General features: G+C 65.1%; 16 protein-coding genes. 6 read left to right on the top strand and 10 right to left on the bottom strand.

Translation table 11 applies throughout. The annotated features are described in order from the left end of the window. Nucleotides 1-19: 19 nt before the first annotated feature. Both DU478_RS12060 and pedF read right to left on the bottom strand, forming a co-directional pair. Nucleotides 20-919 carry a substrate-binding periplasmic protein gene (locus DU478_RS12060; protein ID WP_114511223.1) on the bottom strand — a complete coding sequence of 300 codons (900 nt, stop codon included), beginning with the start codon at nt 917-919 and terminating at the stop codon, nt 20-22. Between the two features lie 37 nt (nt 920-956). Further along, nucleotides 957-1,655 (bottom strand): cytochrome c-550 PedF, encoded by a 699-nt coding sequence (gene pedF / locus DU478_RS12065; RefSeq protein ID WP_407703160.1) that lies wholly within the window; start codon nt 1,653-1,655, stop codon nt 957-959. A 178-nt stretch (nt 1,656-1,833) separates the two neighbouring features. Between pedF and DU478_RS12070 the strand changes: the two genes are divergently transcribed. From DU478_RS12070 to DU478_RS12085, 4 genes are all read left to right on the top strand, one after another. Next, nucleotides 1,834-3,009 carry an ABC transporter substrate-binding protein gene (locus tag DU478_RS12070; RefSeq protein ID WP_233501214.1) on the top strand — a complete coding sequence of 392 codons (1,176 nt, stop codon included), beginning with the start codon at nt 1,834-1,836 and terminating at the stop codon, nt 3,007-3,009. Continuing rightward, complete coding sequence (locus DU478_RS12075; protein ID WP_114511224.1) at nt 2,991-3,974, top strand: YVTN family beta-propeller repeat protein; 984 nt, start codon at nt 2,991-2,993, stop codon at nt 3,972-3,974. The genes DU478_RS12070 and DU478_RS12075 overlap by 19 nt, the downstream gene beginning before the upstream one ends. Before the next feature lie 67 nt (nt 3,975-4,041). After that, nucleotides 4,042-4,599: a tetratricopeptide repeat protein gene (locus DU478_RS12080; protein ID WP_114511225.1), complete on the top strand. Its 558-nt coding sequence runs from the start codon at nt 4,042-4,044 to the stop codon at nt 4,597-4,599. Nucleotides 4,600-4,884: 285 nt separating this feature from the next. Then, complete coding sequence (locus DU478_RS12085) at nt 4,885-6,651, top strand: PQQ-dependent methanol/ethanol family dehydrogenase (protein WP_114511226.1); 1,767 nt, start codon at nt 4,885-4,887, stop codon at nt 6,649-6,651. 380 nt (nt 6,652-7,031) lie between these two features. On the opposite strand, the gene DU478_RS12095 is transcribed toward DU478_RS12085, so the two are convergent. The 7 genes from DU478_RS12095 to DU478_RS12125 form a co-directional block, all read right to left on the bottom strand. Next, nucleotides 7,032-8,291, bottom strand: a complete 1,260-nt coding sequence (locus DU478_RS12095) for a benzoate/H(+) symporter BenE family transporter (protein WP_114511228.1) — start codon at nt 8,289-8,291, stop codon at nt 7,032-7,034. 35 nt (nt 8,292-8,326) lie between these two features. Then, nucleotides 8,327-9,133, bottom strand: a complete 807-nt coding sequence (locus DU478_RS12100; RefSeq protein ID WP_199488334.1) for an enoyl-CoA hydratase/isomerase family protein — start codon at nt 9,131-9,133, stop codon at nt 8,327-8,329. A 17-nt stretch (nt 9,134-9,150) separates the two neighbouring features. Beyond that, nucleotides 9,151-10,680 carry an AMP-binding protein gene (locus DU478_RS12105; protein ID WP_114511230.1) on the bottom strand — a complete coding sequence of 510 codons (1,530 nt, stop codon included), beginning with the start codon at nt 10,678-10,680 and terminating at the stop codon, nt 9,151-9,153. Beyond that, complete coding sequence (locus tag DU478_RS12110; protein ID WP_114511231.1) at nt 10,673-11,179, bottom strand: (2Fe-2S)-binding protein; 507 nt, start codon at nt 11,177-11,179, stop codon at nt 10,673-10,675. The genes DU478_RS12105 and DU478_RS12110 overlap by 8 nt, the downstream gene beginning before the upstream one ends. Further along, on the bottom strand, nt 11,167-11,994 hold the full coding sequence (locus tag DU478_RS12115) for an FAD binding domain-containing protein (RefSeq protein WP_114511232.1): 828 nt from the start codon (nt 11,992-11,994) through the stop codon (nt 11,167-11,169). The genes DU478_RS12110 and DU478_RS12115 overlap by 13 nt, the downstream gene beginning before the upstream one ends. Next, nucleotides 11,991-14,975, bottom strand: coding sequence for a xanthine dehydrogenase family protein molybdopterin-binding subunit (locus DU478_RS12120; protein ID WP_114511233.1), 2,985 nt, complete (start codon nt 14,973-14,975; stop codon nt 11,991-11,993). Before DU478_RS12120 ends, DU478_RS12115 begins: the two co-directional genes overlap by 4 nt. Nucleotides 14,976-15,083: 108 nt before the next feature. Further along, complete coding sequence (locus DU478_RS12125; protein ID WP_114511234.1) at nt 15,084-15,935, bottom strand: AraC family transcriptional regulator; 852 nt, start codon at nt 15,933-15,935, stop codon at nt 15,084-15,086. A 229-nt stretch (nt 15,936-16,164) separates the two neighbouring features. Between DU478_RS12125 and DU478_RS12130 the strand changes: the two genes are divergently transcribed. Together DU478_RS12130 and DU478_RS12135 are read left to right on the top strand one after the other, a co-directional pair. Further along, nucleotides 16,165-17,295 (top strand): efflux RND transporter periplasmic adaptor subunit, encoded by a 1,131-nt coding sequence (locus DU478_RS12130; protein ID WP_114511235.1) that lies wholly within the window; start codon nt 16,165-16,167, stop codon nt 17,293-17,295. After that, a complete protein-coding gene (locus DU478_RS12135; RefSeq protein ID WP_114511236.1) occupies nt 17,292-20,429 on the top strand; it encodes an efflux RND transporter permease subunit in 3,138 nt (1,045 codons plus the stop codon). The genes DU478_RS12130 and DU478_RS12135 overlap by 4 nt, the downstream gene beginning before the upstream one ends. Before the next feature lie 68 nt (nt 20,430-20,497). On the opposite strand, the gene DU478_RS12140 is transcribed toward DU478_RS12135, so the two are convergent. Then, complete coding sequence (locus DU478_RS12140; protein WP_114511237.1) at nt 20,498-21,145, bottom strand: GntR family transcriptional regulator; 648 nt, start codon at nt 21,143-21,145, stop codon at nt 20,498-20,500. Between the last annotated feature and the right edge of the window lie 39 nt (nt 21,146-21,184).

Raw genomic sequence — 21,184 nt, forward strand, 5'->3', positions numbered from 1 at the left:
GGCGGAGCGCCTCGGGCGCCTACCAGCTGGCTTCCTGCCAGGTCAGGCCGTAGTCCGCGAAAATCTTCGCCAGCCGCCCGTCGTCGATCGCCTTGCGGATGGCGTCATCGACCGCGTAGCCCAGCGGCTTGTAGGCGAAATGCACCGCGATGCCGACGTTCCAGCTGGATTTCGCAAGGCCGGGCAGGGGCGGTTCGTGAACCGCCAGACCCTTGGTCAGCCCATGCTCCAGTTGCACCCGCTGGCCCATCACCGCATTGATGTTTCCGGCGGCGAGGTCGGACATGGCATCGGCCACCGACGGGTAGCGGCGCACGCCCGCGCTGACCTGCCCGCCCGCGAAACTCGACAGGTAGAAATCCGACAGGGAATCGTTCTCGACCCCCACCGTGTCGAAGCGGAAATAGGCGGGGACGGGCTTCGATCCGTCGTAATAGCCCTCGTCATAGGCAATCGCGATTCGATCCTGCATGTAGAGCCCGGTGAAGGTCACCTGCTCGACACGGCAGGCGAAGGTCGGATCGAAGGGGACATGCATCATCACGTTCGAGACAGTGCCGTCCACCACCGGACGCTGCCAGATGTAGCTCCGCAGATCGGTCTCGATGGTCTCGCCCGCCGCGACGAAATCGAACCGTGGCGCGACGCCCAGGTCCTCGGCGACGATCCGGGCAAGCTCCACGTCCACGCCGCGCGCCTCGCCGCCCTCCTGCCAGGAATAGGGGGCGAAATCCTCGTAGACCGCGAAGCGGATGAAGCCGCGTTCGAGGATCGTGTCGATGTCCTGACCGACGATGTCGCGGCTGGCGTTCTGCGGCTTGGGCTGCGGCACGTAATCGGCGCAGGGGTCTGCCGCGAAAACGGCGCCGGTCCAGAGGACGGACGCCAGGAAAGCGCAACCGGGGAGAGACGGTGTCATGCGCTGGTCCTTGTTTCGGGATGTGGCATCGCGGTGGTCAGTTGGCGGCCGACAGGCCGATGGTGAGCGTCTCGGCCGCCTTTTTCTGATCGGCCCCTGCGGCGAGCTGGTTGGCGGCGCGGTAGGCGATGCTGTCCGCGACCGGAGCGCCGGAAAGGGTTTCGATCTCGCCCGCGATTTCGGCGAGACGCGCCTGCGCCGCATCGGTATCGGCGCTGCCCGCGTCCAGATCATCCCGCAGGGACGCCAGTTCGTCGGCATACTCGGCAAGGCTGTCGGCGTCGGGCCGCGTTTCCACATAAGTGCGGATCGCCCAGCCGGCTTTCTGCCCCAGAAGCTCGCCGAAGGCCGGCATCTTGGTGGTGCCATTCTGGGTGTAGCCGTGGATGAAGCGCTCCATGTACCATTCGTCGCCGTACTCTTCAGCTTCGAGGAAGCGCAGGTCCGGGGCCAGTCCACCCGAGATCGCCTCGAGCCCATGGCAGCGCGCGCAGTTCTGGTTGTAGCCCGAGGCGCCGATCTCGACCGCCGCGGCCCAAACATCCGCGCCCGCCGCTTCGGCGCGGTAGGGGTTCTCGGTCAGCCACTCCTCGCCCACGTCGGGCAGGGCATCGGTGTTCACCGGCTGCGGGGCTACGTCGCCGTGGGCAAAAGCGAGGGACGCCGCCAGCAGCAGCGCCGCTGCAGAGCCTCCGGCAAGGGTCATGCGGATCGGGTGGGTCTTGGACTGGTCCATGGTTGCTCCTCTCTCGGCACGCACGGATATCGGCACGCCTCTCGTCCCGAGTCATAGGCACGCGGCTCCGAGGCCCGGAATAGGACTTTGGTGCGAAAGACCGCGATATCGGGCGGCACATTGGTCGTATTGGCCGTTTTCACGCCTCGCCGTAGCGTCCAACGTCAAGGAGGATTCCATGCTGCTCGACCTGATGAAACGCACTTTCTGTGCGCTGTTTGGCCTTTGCCTGGCCTCCGGCACGGCCAGTGCGCTGGACATCCAAATCCATTACCTGCGCCAGGAAGTGCCGCCCGTCGCGACGCTGTCCGAACTGGACGTCGCACCCGAGGACCTTGGCCTGGCCGGCGCCAGGCTTGGCCTCGACGACAACGCGACGACCGGACGGTTCCTGGAGCAGAATTACACGCTGGAGACGACCTGGGTCGCGCGGGACGGCGATTGGCCGGCGGCGGTGGATGCGGCGCTGGCACAGACCGGGCTGCTGGTGATCGACGCGCCGCAGGCCGCGCTGCTGGACGCCGCGGACCGGGCCGCCGATGCGGGCGCGCTGGTGTTCAACGTCGCGGCGACGGACGTGGCCCTGCGCGACGGGGATTGCCGCGCGAACCTGCTGCACACGATCCCGTCGCGGGCCATGCTGTCCGACGCTTTGGTGCAACTGCTTGTGCAGCGGCGCTGGCGCGACCTGGCGCTGATCACCGGGCCGCATCCCGGCGATATCGCCTTTGCCGCGGCGATCGAGGCGTCGGTGCACAAATTCGGGCTCGAGATCGGCAGCCGTGCGGACTGGACGCTGCAAGCCGACTTGCGCCGCAGCGCCTCGACCGAGATCGCGGCCCTCACCCAGTCTCTGGGAGAATTCGACGTTGTCATCGCCGCGGACGAGGTCCGCGATTTCGGGCGCTACCTGCTCTACAACACCTGGCTGCCGCGGCCGGTTGTCGGGTCCGAGGGGCTGGTGCCCTCGGCATGGTCGCCGGTGATCGAGCAATGGGGCGCGATCCAGTTGCAGAACCGGTTCCGCGACCTGGCCGGCCGCAGCATGGAAGACATCGACTATGCCGCCTGGGCCGCCGTCCGCTCCATTGGCGAGGCGGTGACCCGCAGCGGCGATGAGGACCCGGCCGCGATCCGCGCCTACCTGCTGAGCGACGGTTTCGAACTGGCGGGGTTCAAGGGCACGCCGCTGACCTTCCGCACCTGGAACGGCCAGCTGCGCCAGCCCATCGCGCTGTCCCATCCTCGCGGTCTGACCGCGCAGGCGCCGCTGGATGGCTTCCTGCATCAGGCCAACCCGCTCGACACCCTCGGCCTCGACGTATCGGAGACGACATGCACCGCATTCCAGTGACCCGCCTTTCGACCCTGACCCTTGCCGCCGCACTGACGGCCTTTACCGCGCAGGCGGACGAGATCTGGGTGACCAACGAAAAGGACGACACGATCAGCGTGATCGACATCGACACGCTCGAGGTCACGCGCACCATCCCCACAGGCGACCGGCCGCGCGGCATAACCTTCGCGCATGACTTTTCGGTGGTCTATATCTGCGCCTCGGATTCCGACGCCGTGCAGGTAATGGACCCGGTCTCGGGCGAGATCCTCTACGATCTGCCCTCGGGCGAGGATCCCGAGCAGTTCGCCCTGCACCCGGACAACCGTCACCTTTACATCGCCAACGAGGACGACGCGATCACCACCGTCGTCGACACCCAGTCGCGCGAGGTCGTGCGCCAGATCAGCGTCGGGATCGAACCCGAGGGCATGGCGGTGTCGCCGGACGGAACCATCGCCATCACCACGTCGGAAACCACCAACATGGCGCATTGGATCGACACGGAGACCGGCGATCTGATCGCCAACACGCTGGTCGATTCGCGCCCCCGCCACGCCGAATTCGTCAAGGGCGGGACCGAGCTCTGGGTCAGCTCCGAAATCGGCGGCACGATCACCGTCTTCGACGTGGCGACCAAGGCCGAGAAGGCCAAGATCGGGTTTGAGCTGCCGCGCATCCTGCCGTCGCTGATCCAGCCGGTCGGCTTCGAATTCACCGAAGGCGACAGCCATGCCTTCGTGGCGCTTGGTCCGTCGAACCACGTCGCCGTGGTCGATGCCGAAACCTACGAGGTCGAGGATTACATCCTCGTCGGGCGCCGCGTCTGGCACATGGCGTTCAACGCCGACCGCAGTCGGCTTTTTACCACCAACGGTGTCTCGGGCGACGTCAGCGTGATCGACGTGGCCGAGCGCGAGGCGGTGAAGTCGATCCAGGTCGGCCGCTTTCCCTGGGGCGCGGCCTTCCGCCAGACGAACTGATCCGCGACACCTTTGCTGGCCGGGCGGCCGATTCGTGATAGGCTTCCGGCAAGAAGGAGACCTGCCCATGCGCCGCCCCGTGCTGTTCGCCGCCCTTGCGTTCATTCTGCCGGCCCTCGGCCCCGCCGCAGCGCAGGACAGCCAGGGCGACGCGCTTGGCACGCTCAATCCCGACGAGATGACCTGGCAGCGCGTGCTGGAAAATTCCGAAGGCGGCGCCACCGACATGGTCACCTGCGCCTCGGGCTACATGCTGACGAAATCCGGCAATCACGCCGCTGCCCGGGCCCTGTTCCGCCGTTGCGCCGAGGCCGGATATACCGGTGCGATGACCTGGATGAGCCAGCTCGACAACAACGGGCTGGGCGCCGACTACAACCCCGAGGCTGCGGCGGACTGGGACCGGCAGGCGGCGTTGGCGGGCGATCCGGTGGGTCAGTTCAACCACGGCCTGAACCTGATCCGCGGGCATGGCATCGCGCGCGACACCGAGGCCGGGCGCGCCTTCGTCGACCGGGCGGCCGCCGCCGGGCTGGAGATCGCGACGCGGTTCCAGCGCTCGGGCTACGACCCCGACGAGGTGACGCCGGACGCCGATAACTGGCGCTACGCGCCGTCGTTCTAGGCCGGTTCGGGTCTCTGCGACCAAAGCACAAGACGGCGCGATTTCGGCCCCGAGGGCCGAAAATTCCGCCGAATCCACGCCAAATTCCCGCAAAACAGCCCCGACACGGCCCGTTTAGACGGGAATTTCGGTATTTCGGACCTGCCAAAAACCGCGGGTGTCAAGCGTCAATGGGTCGTACGACCAAAGCGCCGTATCCCCTGGCAATCCCGTCTTTGTAGCGTTTTCGCGACGACGCCCGTCGGTCGGGCGATCTGACGAGAACACTCGAAAAGGGAGGATACCATGAACCGTTTCATCGCCGCCGTGACCGCGGGGATCCTGGTTGCCGGGGCAACTGGGGCCGAAGTGACAGAAGAGATGATCGCCAACGACCGCGAGATGACCGGACAGGTCGTCACCAACGGCATGGGCCGCGATCTGCAGCGCTATTCGCCGCTCGACATGATCAACCGCGACAACGTCGACAAGCTGGTGCCCGCCTGGGCCTTCAGCCTGGGCGGCGAAAAGCAGCGCGGGCAGGAAACCCAGCCGCTGATCTACGACGGCATCATGTACATCACCGGGTCTTACTCGCGGCTTTACGCCATCGACGTGATGACCGGAGAGGAGCTCTGGCAGTACGACGCGCGCCTGCCCGAGGGCATCCTGCCCTGCTGCGACGTGGTCAACCGCGGTGCGGCGATCTACGGCGACAAGATCTATTTCGGCACGCTCGACGCGCGTATCGTGGCGCTCGACCTCAAGACCGGCGACGTGGTCTGGCGCGACCAGATCGCCGATTACAAGGCCGGCTATTCCTACACCGCCGCGCCGCTGATCGTGGACGGGCTGATCATCACCGGCAACTCCGGCGGCGAATTTGGCATCGTGGGCGAGGTGCAGGCCCGCGACGCCGAAACCGGCGACCTGGTCTGGACCCGTCCGGTGATCGAGGGCCACATGGGCACCCTGAATGGCGAAGAAAGCACCATGACCGGCGAGCTCAACGCGACCTGGCCGGGCGACATGTGGAAGACCGGCGGCGGCGCGACCTGGCTCGGCGGCTCCTACGACGCCGACACCGACACGCTGGTCTTTGGGACCGGCAACCCGGCGCCCTGGAACAGCCACCTGCGCAACGCCGGCCAGCCGGTCGAGGGCAACACGGGCGACAACCTCTATGCCGCGAGCCGCCTTGGCATCGACCCCAAGACCGGTGAGATCAAATGGCATTTCCAGTCCACGCCGCGCGAGGGCTGGGACTATGACGGCGTGAACGAAGTCGTCGCCTACACCGACCGCGACGGCAACATGCGCTATGCCACCGCCGACCGGAACGGCTATTTCTACGTGCTGAACCGCGAGGACGGTGCCTTCGTCTCGGCCGCGCCCTTCGTCAAGGACATCACCTGGGCCGAAGGCATCGACGACACCGGCCGCCCGATCTTTGCCGAGGATAATCGCCCCGGCGATCCGTCCGAGGCGGTCGAGGGCAACAAGGGCGAGGTGGTGTTCTCTTCCCCGTCGTTCCTCGGCGGCAAGAACTGGATGCCGATGGCCTTTTCGCAGCGCACCGGCAATTTCTACATCCCGTCGAACGAATGGGGCATGGACATCTGGAACGAGCCGATCACCTACAAGAAGGGTGCCGCCTATCTTGGGTCGGGTTTTACCATCAAGCCGAACTACGAGGATCATATCGGTTCGCTCAAGGCGCTGGACCCGGACACCGGCGAATGGAAGTGGGAATACAAGAACGACGCCCCGCTCTGGGGTGGCGTGATGACCACCGCAGGTGGCCTCGTGTTCTTCGGCACGCCCGAGGGCAAGTTCGTGGCGCTGGATGACGAGACCGGCGAAGAGCTGTGGTCGTTCCAGACCGGCTCGGGCATCGTCGGCCAGCCGGTGACCTGGGACATGGACGGCGAACAATATGTGTCGGTGATCTCGGGCTGGGGCGGTGCGGTTCCGCTCTGGGGCGGCGAAGTGGCCAAGAAGGTGAACTTCCTCAATCAGGGCGGCCTGCTCTGGACCTTCAAGATGCCCAAGGAACTCGCTTCGGCCGAGTGACCTGACGCCATACCAAACCGAAATGCCCGGGGCACGTGTCCCGGGCATTTTCATTTCGAATCAAGTGCTTCTGTCTGCACCGGAGCAAGCGCCGAACTCTGGCGAACACGGATGGTCAGGCAAGACGCGTGTTGCGCCGCGCCGATTATCTGTCGGCAAGGCCCGTACGGGCTGTGACAATTCTCTGACGGTCGACCAACCGAATACACAGGCCCGGCTGCAGCACTGCGCGACGCTCGATGACGTTCGGTGCCGGCCAAGTTTCGGCGGGTCGCACGCCATGCCCGATCAAAAGGAATTTACGCGCGAACATAAAGAGGGGGCAATGCTGGTGCATGCCCCCTCTTTCTAGGTCCTGCCGGCAGGCTTCGGCGGGTATCCTACGACACCGCGCGGCCCGTCGCAGATGTCCGCGTCACCTTTTCGTTCAGCATCGAAATGGCGGCACCGGCGACCAGCGCCCAGAACGGTGCGCTGATGTTCAGGAAGGACACGTTGGACATCGCCACGATCAGGGCGACGAAAGCGCCGATCTGGTGTCCCGCGTTGCGGTCAAAGGCCGATTGAAAGGCGCTGAGAAGAACGGTGATCATCGCCAGCCCTGCGACCGCGCCGATCAGCGGTCCGGGCAATGCCATGATCAGCGGGACCGCGACGCCTGCGAAGACACCGAACGCTGCAAAGAGCACACCGTTCAGCACGGTCGCTACATACCGGCCTTCGGGGTTCTCGCCGGCCTGATCCGAAGAACAGATCGCTGTCATCGGGCCTGCAATGTTGGCGTTGTGTCCACCGACTAGTCCGGCCAGCATGCCGCCGATGCCAGAGACAATCGTCATGGCGTTGATCGGAGGGCGGTAGCCTTCGGCATAGAGCACCCCGATGGCCTGGGCGTTTTCGGCGCCTATGACAAGGATCGCCAGCGGCACGGCGATGGCAAGAAACGCATCCAGCGTGAACACGGGGGCGGTGAACTCAGGGGCAACGAAGCTGATCGCCGCCTCTCCGCCCTGGAACCCGCCGGTGAACGCCACCGCGACAAGGCCGACCACCAGTGCAGTGAGAACCGGCGGCACGGCGCGCAGGAAACGCATGGACAGGAAGAAGGCGAGGGTTGCGGCGCCCACCACGATGGGCAGCTTCTCGATCGAGGTGACAGCCCCGATGCCGAAGCGGATGAGGGCCCCCGCGATCATCGCCATGACGATGGGCATCGGCAACCAGCGCATGACCCTCCCAATCAGCCCTGTGATGCCAAGGATGAAGACCATCGCCCCGGCCATGAGGAAGGCGCCGACCGCCTGCTCGAACGGAAAAGTGCCAAGCGCCCCGGCAACCAGCGCGGCCCCCGGGATCGAATAGGCCCCGGTGACAGGCAGCTTGTAGTAAAGCGCCATCACCAGGCTGATCAGCCCGCCGAGGCCGTAGATCGCCAGAAGCCAGGCCACGGTCTGTCCTTCGGTCAGACCGCCGTTGTTGGCCGCGCCGATGACAATCAGCGCCGGGCCCGAGCAGCCGAAGATCGCCGCGACCAGTCCTGCACTGGCGGTCTTGATCCCGAGCCATTCGCGCAGACCTGAAAGTCCCGCGCCAAAGCCGGGCCCCTTTTCGATCCATCCCGTCTGTTTTGTCTGTTCCATCTTGTGTTCCTCCCTTGGAAATCGGTGTGGCCGGCTCAGCGACCGGTGAAGGCGGGCTTGCGCTTTTCGTGAAATGCTTCGACCCCCTCACGGAAATCGTCCGACTGGCGCAGGCGGCTGTAGTTAAGCCCCTCCATCTCGATCGCGGTGCTCAGCAGGGCGTCGTCAGTGTCGTTGAGCAGTTTCTTTGCGGTGCGCTGCGCCATCGGAGAGAAGCCGCGCAGTTCATCCACCAGATCGCTGACCGCCTGTTCCAGCGTCTCGTCGGGCACGCATTCCGTGGCGATACCCCAGTCCAGCGCTTGCTGACCCTTGATGCGCTTGGACCGCATTACGATGTCCTTCGTGCGTGTGACGCCGACAATCTTCTGCAGGCGGGCAGAGCCGCCCGATCCGGGGATCTGGCCCAGCTTCTGTTCGGGCAGGGCATAGCGGCAGGTCTCGGAGACGATGCGGAAATCGCAGGCCAGCGACAGCTCGAACCCGACCCCGAATGTGTAGCCACGATTGGCCGCGATCACCGGTTTGGAGCAGCGCGCTGGTGCTGCGATGTTCCACGCAAGGTGCGAGACGTGCTCGGGGCTGGCCTCGAGGAAGCCCTTGATGTTGCCGCCGGACGAGAAGTGTTCGCCTTCGCCCGAAACGACGATGATGCGCACGCGGTCGTCGGCATCGAGCGCTTCGAACACGAGACGCAGCTGGTCGCGCGCGCCCATCGAGATGACGTTGTAGGGCGGACGCGCAAGGATGATGTCGGCGCGTTCGTGGTCCGCGTCTAGCTGGACGTGGAAGCCGTCAAGCTCGGCAAGGCGGGGATCGCTGAAGGTCATTGGGTCTGTCATGTCAGTCTCTTTCTGTTTCAGGCAGGGGTGTTTTCCGGGGTCTCGGGTTCGTATTCGCCCGCGACGAGCAGGCGGCGCAGCAGCTTGCCGACCGGAGATTTCGGGATGTCGCGGACGAAGACGTAGCGGCGGGGGCGCCGGAAATTCGACAGGTCGGAGCGACGGCAATGCGCATCGAGGTCGTCTTCGCTGACCGTGTCCTTGCGCTTGATGAAGGCGGTCACGACCTTGCCCCAGCGTTCGTCCGGCAGGCCGACAACGGCGACCTCGGCCACCGCGGGATGCAGCGACAGGCAGCTTTCCACCTCCACCGGAGAGACGTTCTCGCCGCCGGTGATGATCATGTCGTCGGCGCGCCCGGTGACGAACAGATCGCCGTCCTCGTCGAAATGCCCGCAATCGCCGGTAAAATACCAACCGCCGCGGATCGCCTTGCTGTCTGCCTCGGGCCGGTTCCAATATCCCTCGAACGCCTCATCGCCCTGCATCGAGGCAACGATCTCCCCTTCCTCGCCGGGGGCGCAGGTCTGGCTGGCATCCTCGGCGCCCAGAGGGACCACGCGGAGGCGCTGGTTGATCGCCGCGCGCCCGGCGGATCCGGGTTTGGCGGTGGCGTCCTGACAGATGGAAAAGGTGTAGATCTCTGACGACCCGTAGTGGTTCACGAAGAGCTCGGGCTGAAAGGTCTCCGCCAGCTTGCGCAGAAGTCCATCGGTCATCGACGCGCCGGCAAAGCCCAGCTTGCGCACGCTTGCCACCCGGTCGGGAGTGAAATCGGTATGGTGGACGATGTCGTGGTAGAGCGTGGGCACCAGGTAAAGATTGGTGACGGCGTGCTGTTCGATGGCATGCAGCGCGCCCGGCACGTCGAAGCGGGGCAGGCAGACGAAGGCGCCGCCGATGACACTGGCAGACAGGAGGGACCGGACGCCCATCGTGTGATAGAGCGGCATGACTCCCAACGTGCGTTCCCCCTGACCGTACATGTTCTGCGCCACATGTGCGATGGCAGCGGCGCGCTCGGCCCGGTGCCGGCGCGGCACGCCCTTGGGTTTGGACGTGGTGCCGGAGGTATAGAGCATGACCGACAGATCTTCGGCCGAAGCGTGCGGCGCGGCATCTGGCGCCTTTCCCGCCAGCATGTCCGAGAGTCCGCCATTACCGTGCAGCGGCAGGACGGTCAGACCGGCGGCCAGGGCGGACCCGCGCACGGCCTCTGCGGCGGCATCGTCGTGCACCAGGGCCTTGGCGGCGCTGTCGCTGAGCGCATGGTCAAGCTCATCCGCGGTGACGCGCCAGTTAACCGGCGTGATCACTAGTCCGGCCAGTTGGCAGGCCCAGTGCAGGGACGCGTTTTCCCAGCGGTTCTGCATCGCCGTGACGAGAGTGTCGCCCTTGCGCAGCCCGATCTGGCCGAGTCCGTCAACCAGGGCACTGATCCGTGCAAACCATTCTGCGTAGGTCAGCATCAGGTCGCCTTCGGCAATGGCCATGGCGCCTGGATCGCGTTCGACGGACGCGATAAAGCTGGTTCCGAGGTCAAGCATCGATTGGTCCTCCCTTGATGCGATTGCGAGCGGCGAGCGCCGCCTGGACGATCGGCGCATAGCCGGTGCAGCGGCACAGATGGCCCGACAGCGCTTCACGAATGGTGGCCTCGTCGGCCTCTGGCTGGGATGCGAACAGTGCGTCCAAGGTCATCAGGATCCCCGCCGTGCAGAACCCGCACTGCAGGGCGAAATGTTCGCGAAAGGCGGCTTGCAGCGGCGACAGCTCCGGCCCCTCGGCCAGCGCTTCGACGGTGCGGATGTCACAGCCTTGGGCCTGCTGGGCGAGCATCAGACACGCCCGGACGGGTGCGCCGTCCACCTGCACCGTGCAGGCGCCGCAGACGCCGTGTTCACAGCCGACATGGGTGCCGGTTGCGCCGATCTCGTGGCGCAGCAGGTCGCTGAGCAGCATGCGCGGTGGGGCCTCGGGCGATACCGCCCGCCCGTTCAGCGTAAAGCGGACCGCCGGTTTTTCGTCCTTCGTCAGTCGCGGCATGAAAGGGCCTCCTTCAAGGTTGTGCGGCCCAACCGGCGGACCAGATCGCGGCGGTACCGCGCAGTGGCGTGCAGGTCGTCGCGGGCCTGCAGATGCCAGGCGAATTCGTTCAGCCTGTCATCGCGGCCGGTCGTGTCGGCGGGCAGATCGAGCGTCTGCGGCGTGTCGGCGACGCCGCCTACGGTCAGCGTGCTGCTGCCATCGGGCCGGGCGATAGCGGCGCAGGCCACGATGGCAAAATCGCCGTGGCGGCGGGCGACTTCGCGGAAGGCGTAACCGGTGCCCTGCTTCCGCGCCGGTATGGATACGGAGGTGATCATTTCACCCGGGGCGAGGTCGGTGGACATCATGCCCTGGAAAAAATCCCGTGCCGCGACGGTCCGCGTCTTGCGACGGCGGCGCAGTGTCACCGTGCCGCCGAGCGCGAGCAGGCAAAGCGGCAGTTCGGCGCTGGGATCGGCATGAGCGACAGAGCCGCAGACCGTCCCGCGATTGCGCAGCTGAGTATGGCCGACCCAGGAGATTGCCGCGCGGACCAGTGGCAGGCGGTCGGCCAGATCGGGCCAGGATTCGAGCGTGGCCTGACGCACGGCCGCGCCGATGATGATCTGATCGCCCTTGGCTTCGATTCTTGACAGCTCCGGAATTCGGGTGATGTCGACCAGCGTGGCGGGGCGTGCCAGGCGCATGTTGAGCATCGGCACCAGCGACTGGCCGCCGGCGATGACGCGGGCGTCAGATCCGCCTTCTTGCAGCGCGTCCAAAGCTTCGCTCAGGTCAGTGGCGGCGACGTAATCGAACGGGGCGGGTTTCATGTCCGGCCTCCTTTCGCGATGCGGTTGAGAAGACCTCTCAGGCGCGCGATCGGGCCGTTGCCTGCGCCGCCGCCGCAATGGCGGGCCAAAGCGCGGAAGAATTCGCCGATCACGACCTTGGCCGCGCCATCCAGAAGGCGTCCGCCGACCGACGCGACCTTGCCGCCGATTTCGGCCTCGTAACGATAGGTGATCTCAGTGCCATCACCGGTGTCGGTGAGGGTTACGCGACCGTGCCCGCCGCCAGTTCCAAGCGCGCCGACGGCTTGGCCTGACAGGGTGACAGCGTTCGGCGGATCGAGGTCCGACAATTCGATATCGGCCTTGTAGCGGCCCCGCACCGGTCCGACGCCCAGCGTCACATCAGCCTTGAACCGGGTCTCATCGACCTTCTGCACCCCATGCGAGCCGGGAATGATCGCATCCAGCGTCGCCGGATCGAGCAGCATTTTCCACACGTCCTCGCGGCTGGCCTGCACCAGGGCGCGGCCTTCGCCCGTGAGTTTTCGGCCACCCGAAGTGGCTTCCGCCTTCGTCTCGGGCACCGGCTCTTTCGGCTCTGGCTCTTCGCCATGGATCAGCGGGGCGAGTTTGGCCGCGGTCACGGGCAACACGATGTTTGGCGCGTCGCCTTCAGGGGCAAGCGCATCGGCCACGGCGTTGGCGATGCAGACAGGTGTGGACATGCAGTTGCCTTCGCCCACGCCCTTGGCCCCAAGCGGGGTGAAGGGAGAGGGGGTCTCGTGATGCAGGATGACCGGCTCGGGCACCTCCATCACCGTCGGCAGGAGGTAGTCTGCGAGCGTACCCGACCGAAAGGATCCATCCTCTCCGTAGGCGTATTCTTCGAGAAACGCCGCGCCGACGGCCTGGGCGAAACCGCCGCGCACCTGGCCATCGACCATGGCGGGGTGCAGGATGCGCCCGCAGTCATGCATCGTCACGTAGCGGTCGATCCTGGGTTCTGCGGTGTCGGGGTCGATCTCGATCCCGCAGAAATCGAAGATGAACCCGTGGCAGAGCGACGAATTGATGCCGTCATCGGCTGTTGGCGCCTCCAACTCCGGCGGTGTCCAAAAGACCGTCTCGCGCAGCGTCTGTCCCACATCGTCCGGGAGGGTGCCGGGGGACCAATGGGCCGTCGCGGCCACACGCGCAAACGACAGGCTGTTGTCGGGGTTCTGCGCCGCGCCGATACGCCCCGCGTCAAAGGTGACATCCGACGCGCCGATGTTGAGCTGCGAGGCGGCGACCTTGGCGAGCTTGTCCCGAAGCCGGGTCGCAGCGATTTCGGTCGCACCCGCAACGGCCGGGGCAAAGCGCGAGGCATAGTTGCCCGACGCGATGGACCAGGCGTCGCGCATCGTGTCCACGTCGGCCAGAACGCGCACCGCGTCCAGCGGCAGGCCGAACTTGTCAGCCACCACCTGGGCCAGCACGGTCCTGTGTCCCTGGCCCTGCGGGACCGAGGCGACCTTGACCGTCACCGATCCCAACGGGTCGATGGCGACCGTCGCGGTGGCCTGAGCACCGTTTTTCGGTCCTGCCTTTGCGCGCTCCTCGGAACTCAGAACCGTAGTGATGTAGCCCATGTTCGATACCGACGGCTCGACCACGCAGGCAAAGCCGATACCGTAGCGGCGGCCCTCTGCGCGCGCCGTGTCGCGGCGGGCATAAAGCTCGGCCAATCCGCCTTCATCCACGGCGCGCGCCATAGCCGCGGCGTAGTCGCCCGAGTCGAGCAGTGCCCCGGTGGCTGTCCGGTACGGGAAGGCGTCCGCCGGAACGAGGTTGCGGCGGATGACGTCGAGCCGGTCCAGCCCCAGCTGCCGCGCGATCGTGTCCATCAGGCGCTCGAGCGCGAAATAAATCTGCGGGCCGCCGAATCCGCGATTGAGCCCCGTGGGGGTCTTGTTGGTCAGCACCACGCGATTGCGGATTGCCACGTTCGCGATGTCATAGGCCCCGGTCATGTTGCCGTGCATCCGGTAAAGCGTGGCGGGCTCGGGCGCGCGCAGATGGGCGCCGCAATCCTCGATCTGGTCCCAGTCGAGAGCCGTGATGCGGCCATCCGCCTCGACCGCCGCCTCGATCCGGGTCTGGCGGTTGGTCGCAGAGACGCTGGCCGAAAGATGTTCCAGGCGATCCTCGATCCACTTGACCGGCGCGCCGGCGATTCGGGCGGCGACGCCAGAAAGGATCATGTAGGGAAAGACGCCCTGCTTGATCCCGAAGGACCCGCCGGAGTCCGGCGGCGTGCGCAGGCGAAGCCGGTTTCCCGGAACCTGCAGGGATCGCGCCACGACCGCGTGGATCGAAAACGGTCCCTGGAAGTTCGCGGTGATGTCGTAGGCGTCCTCGCCGGGCTCGTAGCGCGCGATAACGCCATAGGTTTCGATGGGTGTACAGGCGCTGCGCGGATAAGTGACGTCGATGCCGATCCGGTGCGGCGCGGCGTCGAAAGCGGTCTCGGGATCGCCGTAGCGGAAGCGGCGCTCGTTGATCAGATTGCTCCCAAGGCTCTGGTGCAGAACCGGCGCGTCGTCGGCCAAGGCGCGAACCGGGTCCACCACCGCAGTCAGCGGCGAATAGTCGACCTCGACCAGATCCGCGGCATCCTCGGCCAGGTACCGGTCGGTCGCGACGACCATGGCCACCGGCTCTCCGACATAGCGCACGCGGTCCACGGCGATCGGCCAGCACTCAACGTTGGCCTTCACCCCCACGGTCATGGAGCGGATGTAGCGGGTCACGTCCTGCCCGGTGATGACCGCGGCCACGCCCGGCGCCCTTGTCGCCGCGGTCACATCCACGGATTTGATGTCGGCATGGCCGTGTGGCGCGCGAACGAAGGCCACTGCGAGCGTTCCGGTCGCGACGGGCAGATCGTCGATAAACTGTCCGCGTCCCGACACCAGCGCGGCATCCTCGATGCGTTCGACGGACCGGCCCAATAGCGGTTCTGTAGCGGTATCTTTCATGTCTCCTCCCGGCTTGGCATGAGCAAGCCCTTGGCAGAGGAGGCTACAGTTGGGGTCTGTGGGGCCGCGATCCCGTGGCGTCTCGGAACTTACCGAGGCGTCTCAAAATCAGCCGTCGCGGAGTGCAGAGACAGCGCGGAACGTGCGCGGCGAAGAGCCTGCGTGGTCATGAAAGAAACGCGAGAAATGCGCGGGCACGGAGAATCCCAGCTCTTCGGAGATGGTTGAAAAGCTCCGGTTTTCGTTGGCGACGGCCTGCACCGCGCGTTCGACGCGCAGCGTATTCAGATAGACACGGGGAGAAATTCCCATGGCCGTTTCGAAGAGTCGGAAGAAATGCGCGCGCGATAATCCGGCGTCGCGCGACAGCGCCTCCATCGAGGTGATGTTGGCTGGATCGGCACGCATCAGGTCAAGCGCTTTCACAATCCGCCTGTCGGTCGCGCGTAGCGCGTTTGCCCGGGAGCGCAGGGACTGTCGCACGGAGCGCCAATGCACCGAGCGTTCGATGATCGACACCATCAGCCGTCCGATCAAGCGCTCATGTGTCTCCGCATCCGCGGGCGCATGCACCATCGCCTCGGCCGTTTCGCCCACCTGGCGGCGGATTTGCGGCGTGATCGCTCCGCCCGGCTGTGGAAAGAAGCCGGGTGCTCCACTGGCCTGCCAGTTGCCGCGAAACGCACCCAGCCAGGTGGGCTCTATATAGAGTGCGAGTATGATCGTCGGCGGCTGGTCGCCGCGATGGACGTAGCTGTGATGTTCCCAGGCGTTGATCAGAACGGCGTTCTCGTCAGTGAGAGCGACGCGGCGCCCGTTCACATCGAACTCCGTATCCGCGCCTTCGACTTTCATAAGCACATGGCATTGCGCATGGGCATGCTTTACCAAGGGCCGGTCCATATCAAGGAGTGCGACCCGGCCGAACGTCCCTATGGCGATCCTGAGCGCAGATGACATTTGAAATTCTTAGCAGGTCCTTGCCATCGGTCAATGATCGGTGACATCTGCCCGAGAGTTGGTAGCAGGTGCTTCGCGGAGTATAGAAGCCCCACGATCCTGGTTTCGATGCTCGGCAGCGTATTGCTGTCCGACCCAAGGAATCATCGCCGGACGCTGGTGTCCCTGATAACACCCAACCGCACGAATGAAACGGCCGACGGGATGCGCGGCCTCGAGGATCACTGACATGACGGACGAAACGGGAAGACTTGCCTTTGAGGACGACAAAGGCGCGTCGCGTGCAACGTGGATCGCTGGCGCGCTGGTGATCTTAATCGTCGGGTGGATGGGCAGCGGTTATGTCTTGCCCTCGAACGACGGGGATGTACCGCGAGAGACCGAGACTCGCCTCGCGCCGGTTGCCGTCTCGGTCGAGCAATCATCGGTCGAGCCGGTGACGCTTTACTTTCAGGCCGAAGGGCAGGCGCAGCCGGATCGGGACACGTCGATCCGGGCGGAAGCGTCGGGCGATGTGGCCGAGGTGCTGGTCGCCAAAGGCGAGGATGTCGCCGAGCGCAGTGTGATCGCGCGACTGTCCACGACCCGCGCCGAGGCCGACTTGGCCCGCGCTCGCGAGGAACTGGCCCGCGCGCAACGCGAGTTTGACAACGCAACCGCCCTTCTCGAGCGCGGCATCGCCACCGCGGACCGCCTGAGCCAGGCGCGCGCCGATCTGGCATCCGCCGAAGCGGCCCTGGCTGCGGCCGAGGAAGGCCGGAGATCGCTGGACATCACGGCCCCTTTCGCGGGGCGCATCGAAACATTGACGCTTGATCCGGGCGAATTCGTGCAGGCCGGAGCCGAGGTCGGGCGCATTGTCGACAACCGCCCGCTGACGGTTGCCATCCAGGTGCCGCAGCAGGCGCTGAACCGCATCCAGAACGGGCAGGACGCGACGATCAGGTTCATCACCGGCGAAGAACGCGCGGGCACGGTCAGCTTTGTCGGCACGTCTGCCAATGCCGAGACGCGCACCTTTCTGGCCGAGATCGCCGTGCCGAACGCGGACGGCGCCATCCCTGCCGGCATTTCGGCCGAGATCAGCATTCCGACGGGACAGGCACAGGCGCATTTCGTGCAACCGTCAACCGTCTCGCTGTCGCCCGAGGGGCGCCTTGGCGTGAAGACGGTCGATGACGAGGATCGCGTCGTATTCAACCCGGTCGAGATCGTGCGCGCCGAAATCGACGGTATCTGGGTCACCGGGCTGCCCGAGACCGCCCGGATCATTACCGTGGGCCAGGGGTTCGTGAACGCCGGCGAGATTGTCGCGCCCGCGCCCGCGAACACGTCGACCGCTGTGGACGAAACCCGATGAACGCGCTCATCGACGCCGCATTCTCTCGCAGCAGGGTCGTGATGATGGCCCTCCTGATGATCCTGACCATGGGCGGGATAGCATATGTCTCAATCCCGAAAGAGGCCAATCCAGAGGTGCCTTTGCCGCTGGTCTACGTGTCGACCGGACTGGAAGGCATCAGCCCCACCGACGCCGAACGCCTGCTGGTGGAGCCGATGGAAACGGAATTTGCGGGGTTGACCGGACTTGACAAAATGACCGCCAGCGCGGGCGAAGGCTATGCAAACGTCCAACTCGAATTCACGCCCGGCGGCGACATCGACGAGGCGCTCGACAGGGTGCGCGAAGCCGCGGACCGGGTCGAGGGCGACCTGCCCGAAGACGCCACTGACCTGTCGATCACCGAGATCAATACAGCACTTTTCCCGATCATCACCGCCATCGTGTCGGGTCCGGTGCCCGAACGTACGCTGAACGCCCTGGCGAACGACGCCCAAGAGGTTATCGAAGGCGTTCCGGGCGTGCTGGAAGTCGAGATCGGCGGATCGCGCGACGAATTTCTGGAAGTGCTCATCGATCCGACGGTCTTTCAGACCTACAACCTGTCCTTCGACGAGTTGATCGGCCAGTTGCAGCGCAACAACCGCCTGATCGCCGCCGGCGCCATCGAAACGGGCGGCGGCCGCGTGGTGCTGAAGGTGCCGGGTCTGATCGAGGACCTTCAGGATGTCATGGACATCCCCGTGAAGGTGCGCGGAAATACCGTCGTCACGTTTGAGGATGTTGCCACGATCCGGCGCACGTTTCAGGACCCGACCGGCTTTGCTCGGATCCAGGGCCAGCCCGCGTTGGCACTCGAGGTCAAGAAGCGATCGGGCGCCAATATCATCGAAACCGTGGCCGCGACCAAGGCCGCCCTGACCGACCTCAGCGCCGACTGGCCGGACAGTGTCGAGGTCACCTATCTGCAGGACCAGTCCGAACAGGTCGAGACGCTGCTGTCGGATCTCGAGGCGAACGTGATCGCAGCGGTGATCCTGGTGATGATCGTCATCGTCTTTGCGCTGGGTGTCCGTTCGGCGATCCTGGTCGGCCTGGCCATTCCCGGCGCATTCCTGGCGGGCGTGTCCGCCTTGTGGGCGATGGGATTCACGATGAACATCGTGGTGCTGTTTTCCCTGATCCTCGTGGTGGGGATGCTGGTGGACGGCGCCATCGTCACCGCCGAACTGGCCGACAGGCGCTTGCAGGAAGGAGCTTCCCCGCCCGATGCCTACGCCTTTGCCGCCAAGCGGATGGCATGGCCGATCATCGCGTCGACGGCGACGACCCTGTCGGTGTTCTTCCCCCTGCTGTTCTGGACCGGCCTCGTCGGCGAGTTCATGAAATTCCTGCCGATCACCGTCATCCTGACGCTTTTCGCGTCGCTTTTCATGGCGCTGATCTTCATCCCGGTTCTGGGCGGTCTGATCGGCAAGCGGCAACCGCAGACGGCCGCGGCCAAGCAGGCGCTTCACGAGGCAGAGACCGGCGATCCACGGCGCATCGGAGGGGTGACCGGCGCCTATGTCCGCGTGCTGGAACTGGCGATCCTGCGCCCCGGCGCGACCGCCTTGCTCGCGCTGGCTTTGCTGCTGGGGGGCTTCGGTCTTTATGGCCAGTTCGGCAAGGGCGTGACGTTCTTCCCGTCCGTCGAGCCCGAATTCATGCAGGTCCAGGTCCGCGCCCGTGACAACTTTTCGATTTACGAACGCGACGCGCTTGTCCGACAGGTCGAAGAGCGACTGCTGCGACTCGACGAGGTCGCCACCGTCTACGCCCGCTCCACCATGAGCGCGGGGCAGGGCGACGAGGAAACCATCGGTACCCTGCAACTGGAGCTGATCGACTGGGACACCCGCCGCCCGGCCGCCGAGATCGGCGAGGACATCCGCGAAGACGTGTCCGATATCGCCGGGATCGACGTGCAGGTGCAGACGGAAAGCGGCGGGCCGACCAGCGGCAAGCCGGTGAACCTTCAAATCGCGGCGCGCAATCCGGCAGTGCAGAACGACGCGGTGGAACAGGTGCTGGGCATCATGGCCGACATCGGCGGCTTCACCGATGTGACCGATATCCGCCCCCTGCCGGGCGTCGAGGTCTCGATCCTCGTCGACCGGGCAGAAGCCGCGCGCTTCGGGGCTGACGTCAGCCTTCTGGGCCAAGCCGTGCAGCTTCTGACCCAGGGCATCGCCGTCGCGGATTACCGGCCGTCCGACGCGGACGGCGAGCTCGATATCCGCGTGCGCTTCCCGGCCGAGGAACGGTCGTTGTCCGAATTGGGCAACCTGCGGGTGCCGACCAGCGCCGGTCTCGTCCCAATCTCGAACTTCGTCACATTCGCGCCAAGCGAGCGCACCGGCAATATCACCCGCATCGACGAAAGGCGTGTCGTCTCGATCGAGGCCAATATCGCGCCGGGGCTTCTGGTGAACGATCAGGTGACGGCGCTTCAATCCGAACTGGACGCGGCCGATCTGCCGGACGGCGTCAGCTACAGTTTCGCCGGCGAGGCCGAGGATCAGGCCGAAACGATGGTTTTCCTCGGCGGGGCCTTCGCCTCGGCGATCTTGCTGATGCTCGTCATACTGGTTCTGCAATTCAACAACTTCTACCAGGCGTTCGTGGTGATGAGCGCCATCGTCTTCTCGGTCGCGGGCGTGCTGCTGGGCCTGATCATCACGGGCCGCCCCTTCGGCGTCGTCATGGGCGGCATCGGCGTCATCGCGCTTGCGGGCATCGTGGTGAACAACAACATCGTGCTGATCGACACCTATAACGACCTGAGGCGGTCGGGCCTGCCCCCGCGCGAAGCCGTGTTACGCACCGGGGCGCAACGCCTGCGCCCGGTCATGCTGACATCCATCACAACGGCGCTTGGCCTCATGCCGATGGTTCTGGGAGCCAACCTGAATTTCTTCACCCGCGAAATCGTGTTCGGCGCGCCGTCCACGCAATACTGGACCGAGCTCTCCAGTGCGATCGTCGGCGGGCTGGTGGTCGCCACTTTACTTACTCTGATCCTGACCCCGGCGATGCTTATGTTGGGCACTGAACCAAAGAAGCCCCGGTCGCACGCCGGTACAGTGCTCGAACCGGCTGAAACGGGTTAAATCTGTCCCGGTTGGTCGACCATATCACCGGGGCACTTCATGAGAGCTTTTCGGATAGGCTGTCTGGCCTATTCAGACTTGAAAACACTCCCATGCATCTGACTGACAAAGTCTCGGGCACGGGACAAGTGGGCGCGCGCTGCCATGTCTGCGGCGGCGACGTCGCCATTCAGAACAGCGTTGGCGATGCTCCGGTGTTCACCGATCGACTTCGCCATGATGTCCGGTGTCAGCGACGCGGAAATTTGCGCCATGATGAGTGAGAGCTGCAATTGACGGTTTATCAACGACAGTTGGCCATTGCCTGAAGCTCGAAACACGGCGGCGTGAAATTTTTCGTTCTCTATAAGATAAGCCGAAGTCGAGAGGCGGACATCTTCCTGCCAGATCTCGGATACGTCTTGTTCGAATCGATCCCTGACTTGGGGCGCGGCGCAATTCGCCGCCGCCAGTCGTGCGGCAAGTGACTCGAGCTCGATGCGAATCTGGAACAGTTCCATCGTTTCTTTGAGTGACAGGCGATGTACGACGGCGCCCCGGTTGGGGACGATCTCCAGCAAGCCTTCAGCAGACAAGCGCCGAAACGCTTCTCGTAACAGGCTACGGCTTACTCCAAGCTCTTCTGTCAGGTCGATCTCGACCAGCCGCTGACCCGGAACGTAGCGACCCAGCTGAATGGCGCGTCGTAAATGTGCGACGAGATCTTCGCCCTTCATGCCCCTTCGGGCGGTCTGCGTCGCTGTTCTGTCGGATTG

This window comes from Thalassococcus profundi (genome assembly GCF_003344785.1).
Classification (GTDB): Bacteria; Pseudomonadota; Alphaproteobacteria; order Rhodobacterales; family Rhodobacteraceae; genus Puniceibacterium; species Puniceibacterium profundi.